Here is a 6,141-nt window from a genome sequence, read left to right as displayed (position 1 = left end):
GAGATGGAGTATGCGATCTCCAATGGCTTCGGCTTTGGCGGCGTGAATGCCAGCGCCTTGTTCAGGCGCTGGACCGCCCCAGCGGCCCGACGCGAGCGCCAGGGGCGCTCATGATTGGCACCCTTCACACCGACCTTCCATGGTTCTCCAACTCCGGTTCAACACAAAGAAAGAAATAATTTCCATGAACAAGACCAATCCTGGCGTCGCCCTTGTGACAGGGGCATCTTCCGGCATCGGGCGGGCTACCGCCGACGCCTTGCTAAGCGCGGGCTATCGCGTATTCGGAACCAGTCGTCGCACTGCTTCCAACCAATCCGACGGCGTTACCATGCTGACGTGCGACGTGACCGACGACGCGTCCGTTGCGAAAATGGTCGATGACGTTCTGGCCAAGGCCGGACGCATCGACCTGCTTGTCAACAATGCCGGCATGGGTCTGTTTGGTGGCGCGGAGGAGTCCTCGATCGCCCAGGCTCAGGCGCTGTTCGACGTGAACGTCTTCGGCGTTTTCCGCGTGACCAACGCGGTGTTGCCGACAATGCGACGCCAAGGAATGGGCAGAATCGTTAATTTGAGTTCGGTACAGGGGTTCATCCCCGCTCCCTATTTCGCACTTTACGCGTCGACCAAACATGCCATCGAGGGTTATTCCGAGTCGCTCGATCACGAATTGCGCCCGTTCGGCATTCGCGTGTCGTTGGTGGAGCCCGCCTATACCCGTACGGCATTCGAGGACAATCTCGCCGCCCCCGATCAGTTGCTTGATATCTATGATTCCGCGCGCGCTGGCATGACTATGTCCGTTCGGAAATCGATGGAAAAAGGCGACGCGCCCGAAGTGGTAGCCAAGACCATTTTGGCCGCTGCGATCGATCCCACTCCGAAGAAACGCTATGCGGCGGGAAAAATGGCGCGTCAGGTAAGTTTCCTGCGACGCTTCGTCCCCGCGTCCGCATTCGACAAGAGCCTGAGAAAACAACTAGGGCTGCCAGTCTGACGATTTCGGCTGCAGACAAAACGAGGTCTTCGAATCCAAATGCTGGGACTAGATGACCAACTCGTACATTGAGTAGAGGGGCAGTTCAAAAATGAATGCTCATCCAAGACAACGGAGCAGGAACCGCCGATCCGACGAGTGTGGGGAAAGGCGGTAGCGCTCTCCCGCTACCATCGTTCCAATCGACAGAGTGGCAGCCGGCCTCCCAGGCAAAAGTTCTGCCGCCCCTAGCGCCGCCAAAAACTGAGATGCGGGGCGAGGAGCTCCTCCTCCATCTCGGGGAAGGGGCCGTGGACAGCGATCTGCTTCTGCCCCGAGCCGAGCACCGTGCGCGAGGAAAGGTCCATCGTCGGATTCTCGGCGTGGTCGCCAGTCAGCGCGAGAAGCTTGGTCTCCTCGAAGCCGTAGACCAGCCGGCCGATATTCGCCCAGTAGAGCGTCCCGGTGCACATGGCGCAGGGCTCGCCGGTTGAGACCAGCGTACAGGACCAGAGAAAATCCGGCGGATAGGCGTCCGCGGCACGTCGGCTGAGTTCGGTTTCGGCGTGGCGCACGGTGTTGATGTTGCCTTGCCGCATGAGGATGCGATCGTCAGGGCCGACGAGCACACAGCCGAAAGGATGATGCCCGTGCGTGGCGGTTTCGCGCGCTACCGCATCGGCGGCGCGCAGGTGGGCGAGCATCTGGTCGCGGGTCATCGCCTGGTGCCCCTCATAGGCTGTCTAAGCCGATACTCCCAGATGAAGTCTGGAATGGCGTGGACGGTAGCAGATGGAGTGATTTCGCGATAGCCATGGGTGGCTCTGAGCAGTGCTCCCGGCGGTCCCGAGCGAGGGCCGATCCGCGCGTCGTAGCCTTCCGGCAGATGGACGATGAGATCGTGCCCGCCGGGCAGCGCCCGCCCCGTCAATATCTCGTCCGGGGCCATCTGAGGTTTGAAGCGCCATGTTTTCGGCAATGGTCCGTCGAACGATTGGACGTCCTACGGGAGGTGCCCGATATGGTTTGATGACGAATGTGTCCGTGCCGACCCCAGCGTCAGGTGTTGCGCCTAGATAACCCAATCGTTCAACGAATAGGCATGGATGTAGTCGATATGCATTTGCGCGGGCGTCACAAGCCCGTCGGCGGGCGCCCCCGCGATGCCGCCCACTGCCAGATCGACCAGCATATACATCGGCTCTTGCATGTCGGCAGGTGTTGCGGCACGGGCAACTTCGACGTCGTCGAAATACCAGACGAGTTCGTCTTCCGTCCACAGCACACCGTATTTGTGGAACCCTGCGGTATCCGAGGCAAAGGGCATCGATGCCGCTGTCGTATGCGTTCCCGTCTCGTTCGAGTGGCTTGTCATGAGGAGCTTGTTTGGATCCTGACCGGTCATCTCTATGATGTCCAGTTCCGGTGGCCAGGAGCCGTCCGCCGGCAAAAGCCAGAAGGCCGGCCATGTTGGCGTGCACCTGTTTGAAGGAGGTGAAGCCGTAGCTCCCGATGCGCACTGTATCCTCGACGCTAAAGTCCAGGATCAGGTCACTGCCGTTGCCGGGGGCCACGACGAAAATGTCCGCCCCGGATCCACCCTTGAGAACGTCGTCGCCCTTTAAGCCATCGATCGTCTGTTGGCCGAAGCCGCCGGTAATGATGTTGTTCAGCTCGTTTCCGAAAGCATAGTGTTTGTCGTTCGTGACCGTCAGGTTCTCGAAATGCGCCGGGAGCCTGTAGCTCATCCAGGTCGAGATGGTGTCGACACCCTCGTTGGCCAGCTCGACCGCCTTGTTCTTCGTGGAATACAGATAGTAGATGTCATCGCCCTTGCCGCCATACATCGTGACGCTGACATTACTGTCGCCATGGAGCGAGTCGTTGTAGATGCTGCCATAGAGCGCCGGGCCGGAATTCGTCGCCGAGTACCACTTGGTCGAGGACCCGCTGTAGGGAAGTGGAACGCCCTTGGCGTTCAGGACAGTGGCCATGCTGGTCTCAGCTCCTTGGACTCGCCTCGATGTCAGCCCCAGCATCTATGGACGACACGAGAAGCCAATGCCTTTTTTGACCTTCGAATAGTGTTCGACTGGTGAGAGTTACCAAGAACTTAGCACGCAGCCGCTCCGGGCCGCCGCCATTGCCTCGAATGTATCCAGGTTGGGCTGGCAGCACTTTTTTTGGTCAGAAGTTGTCGCAATCTTAGGCGAGGTTTGACTTCGCAGTCAGCGTGGAGAAAACGCGCCTTGCGCCATCAAAAGGCAATCCGCCGAGCAACATCGTACGGCGGCGAAATCCCGGGCCGGCCGACCTGACAGCCTCAGATTATTTTTATAGCAGTCACTATATTAGCTATTACTTGACAAACAGTCTAAGCTCTGGTTTCCTGATTTAACGGGTACTTAACCAAGTTAGTTGCGTTTTTACCGGACGGTGTTCGTATGTCGACTTTGGTTGTCGCGGACCCGCGGGGGGTGTATCTCGCCGGTCTGGAGTGGGTGTTGCAGAGGGCTGGACACGATGTTGTCGCCCAGTGCCGCCGCCCTGTCGACGTTCTCCCTCATGTGGAGCGCCAACGGCCTGATATCGTCATCGTCGGCCTGGATATCGCGGACCCCCAGACATCAGCTCTTTCCTCCCGGCTGAAGGCCTGCAACAGCGCTCTCGGCATCATCTTCATCGTGCAGCCAACCGGCAGGCTCGATATCAAGGAAATACAGACGCTCGACGTCGACGGCCTGCTTCTGGACGGCATCAGCCACCGCTATCTCATCGAATGCGTGAATGCGGTGGCGACAGGCAAGAAGTGGATCGACAACAACATCGTCCAGCAACTGCTGATGCCCCGATCGCAGCCGCAGCCGACGTCCAGGTTGACCGGGCGGGAGACCGAGATCGCCGATCTCGTCTCGCGCGGGTTGCGCAACAAGACCATCGCGCAACGGCTGCACGTATCCGAAGGCACGGTGAAGATGCACCTGCATCACGTCTACGAGAAGCTACACCTCGGCAGCCGAGCGGAACTGGCCTGGGTGGCGCATGGCAAAGGCGCGGACGTTCCAGCAACGCGCCGCACCGACCTGATCTGACCATCGCCTTCAGCTGACATCGACATGATGACGGCAACAGGCCGGAAAGCCGCCTGACGCCATCGGCCGTAAGGCCCGCACCACCGCCCGCGCCAGCCTGATCTATCGAAGGATATATATCGTTCGATCAGGTACGGCCATTCACCCTAACACTATCGAACCGGGAATGGACGCGCCCTCTGCGTCGGCGACACAATGGAGGATTAAAGGCCGCAATTCAGCGGGTCAGCGGGTGCACTCGGGTAGGGGCATCCAGCATCTGGAGGGGATGACCCCCTTTTCTTGATGCGTTTTGAACAGGGGGAGAATCTCCATGGCACTCGATATCACAACCCAAGACATCATCATCGACGAAACCATCGGCCTTCAGGACGATGATATTAACCCGTCCATTGCGCCGTACAACACCGACACCACGCTGACATATCTCCTGGGTCTCGACGCGGCTGGCGGGCTGCCCTCACCGGAGGTCGCCTTCCAGACCAACTTCGTGGTGGCCTCGGCGAGCGCGGGCGAAACCATCACCTCGGTCGCTCTCTCCCAGAACTTGTCCGGCACCCCGTTTTCCACCACCGTCGGCGTGAACAGCGGCATTCAGACGGTCGATGGCAATTATGTCTGGCTGTTCCAGGATCCAACGCATCCAAACGTCGTGATTGGCGTCATTGGCACCTCTGACGCGACCGCCGAGCCCGCCGAGACCGGGCCGCTGGCCTTCTCGTTTGCGCTGATCCCCACCAGCACCACCAATGCGGATCTCTACACGGTCGAGTATGTGCCTTTGCTCCATCCGGACGCGACCAACCCGGACGACCGTATCGATCTGACTGACAAGGTGTTCGCCTCGGTCACGGGCACCAGCGTGGCTGGTTTCGCGGGCACGGCCGCCGCGCCCGGCAATCATGATTTCTACCTGATCAATTCGTCCAATGACGCGTCCAAGCAGCTTCTGGTGATAGGTCTGAACGGTGGCACCGCCAACGTGAGCGAACAGGGCTTCGGCATCAACAACCAGAGCATCAATCCAAACGAAACGCTGCAGGTCGATTTTGTGACCGGCGGCAATCTGAACGCAGGTAGTGCGTCGCAAATCCAGTACGGCAGCCATCTCGAGACTATCACGGAGGCCGGGTTCACGATCAGCCAGATCACGCCTTCCACTCCGACTGCGCGTGTGGACGTCAGCATCAGTGCCTTCAACAATACGGGCAACGAGCAAAGCACGGACTTCTTTGACGGCACTGCGACCAGCCCCGTGGACATCACCGGCATCAAGTTGACGGGTACATCGGGGTTTGCATCCGTCATCACCGTCGATGGCACCTATGCCACGGCAAGCGGCAACGTCACCGTCACCGGGCTCAGCGGGACCGGGAACGCCGTGACCATCACCGGGCTCGATAACACCACCACCGTCGACATCACCACCAGCAGCCCAATGGATCGGTTGCAGGTCAAGGGGGTCGATTCGAACGAAGGATGCGACATCAGCGAGTTCCATTTCTCGTCGACAAGCACCAACGCCTACAGCGAAGAGGTCGGCTCCCACATCAACTTCGACGACGACGGCCCGAGCATCTCCATCACCGGTGCGGAGCCGACGCTGACCGTCGACGAGTCGGCTCTTGCCACCAACGACACGAAGAGCTTTGCAGGCAACTTCAGTTCGGCCTTCGGCGTCGACGGCGCCGGCACGCTGACCTATGCGCTTGGCGTCCTTGGCGGCGGCACGAATGTCGTCAGCGGTCTTGTCGACACTCAAAGCGGCGAGGCGGTGGTCCTCAATCTGAATGCCAGCGGTGTGGTGATCGGCACCACGGCGTCGGGCGGGCTCGAAGTATTCCGTGTCTCGGTCGACGCCGCCGGCAACGTGACACTCGACCAATCGCGGGCGGTGGTCCATTCGGACACCACTGACCCGAACGACAGCACCAGCCTGGCCGCCGACAATCTGATCCAGCTCACCGCGACCGTCACCGACAAGGACGGTGACCACCTGCCGGCCAGCCTTGACATCGGCCAAAACCTCAACTTCAAGGACGACGGCCCGAGCATCTCCACCACCGGCAC

The 6,141-nt window shown here is 59.9% G+C and carries 4 protein-coding genes and 1 pseudogene; 3 read left to right on the top strand and 2 right to left on the bottom strand.

The window, feature by feature from the left end:
* Positions 1-184 precede the first annotated feature (184 nt).
* Positions 185-1,000 carry an oxidoreductase gene (locus tag EN993_RS29350; RefSeq protein ID WP_127265531.1) on the top strand — a complete coding sequence of 272 codons (816 nt, stop codon included), beginning with the start codon at positions 185-187 and terminating at the stop codon, positions 998-1,000.
* A 227-nt stretch (positions 1,001-1,227) separates the two neighbouring features.
* Here the strand turns inward: EN993_RS29350 and EN993_RS29345 are convergent, their stop codons facing one another.
* Together EN993_RS29345 and EN993_RS29340 are read right to left on the bottom strand one after the other, a co-directional pair.
* The gene (locus EN993_RS29345; RefSeq protein WP_109659575.1) at positions 1,228-1,698 is read right to left on the bottom strand and encodes a nucleoside deaminase; all 471 of its coding nucleotides are present in this window, start codon (positions 1,696-1,698) and stop codon (positions 1,228-1,230) included.
* Positions 1,699-2,051: 353 nt separating this feature from the next.
* A pseudogene (locus tag EN993_RS29340) lies at positions 2,052-2,973 on the bottom strand (family 16 glycosylhydrolase).
* 450 nt (positions 2,974-3,423) lie between these two features.
* Between EN993_RS29340 and EN993_RS29335 the strand changes: the two are divergent.
* Positions 3,424-4,071, top strand: coding sequence for a response regulator transcription factor (locus EN993_RS29335; protein WP_109659573.1), 648 nt, complete (start codon positions 3,424-3,426; stop codon positions 4,069-4,071).
* 313 nt (positions 4,072-4,384) lie between these two features.
* On the top strand, positions 4,385-6,141 hold a 1,757-nt coding region (locus EN993_RS29330; RefSeq protein ID WP_245469006.1), incomplete at its 3' end, for a DUF5801 repeats-in-toxin domain-containing protein.

It is taken from the genome of Mesorhizobium sp. M7D.F.Ca.US.004.01.2.1, assembly GCF_003997785.1.
Taxonomy (GTDB): Bacteria; Pseudomonadota; Alphaproteobacteria; order Rhizobiales; family Rhizobiaceae; genus Mesorhizobium; species Mesorhizobium loti.
This window is presented reverse-complemented; position numbering and strand designations above follow the sequence as displayed.

What these genes read in the sequence shown, in the direction of transcription:
- EN993_RS29350 (WP_127265531.1), top strand. Translation starts at nt 185, where the DNA reads ATGAACAAGACCAATCCTGGCGTCGCCCTTGTGACAGGGGCATCTTCC.
- EN993_RS29345 (WP_109659575.1), bottom strand. Translation starts at nt 1,698, where the DNA reads ATGACCCGCGACCAGATGCTCGCCCACCTGCGCGCCGCCGATGCGGTA.
- EN993_RS29335 (WP_109659573.1), top strand. Translation starts at nt 3,424, where the DNA reads ATGTCGACTTTGGTTGTCGCGGACCCGCGGGGGGTGTATCTCGCCGGT.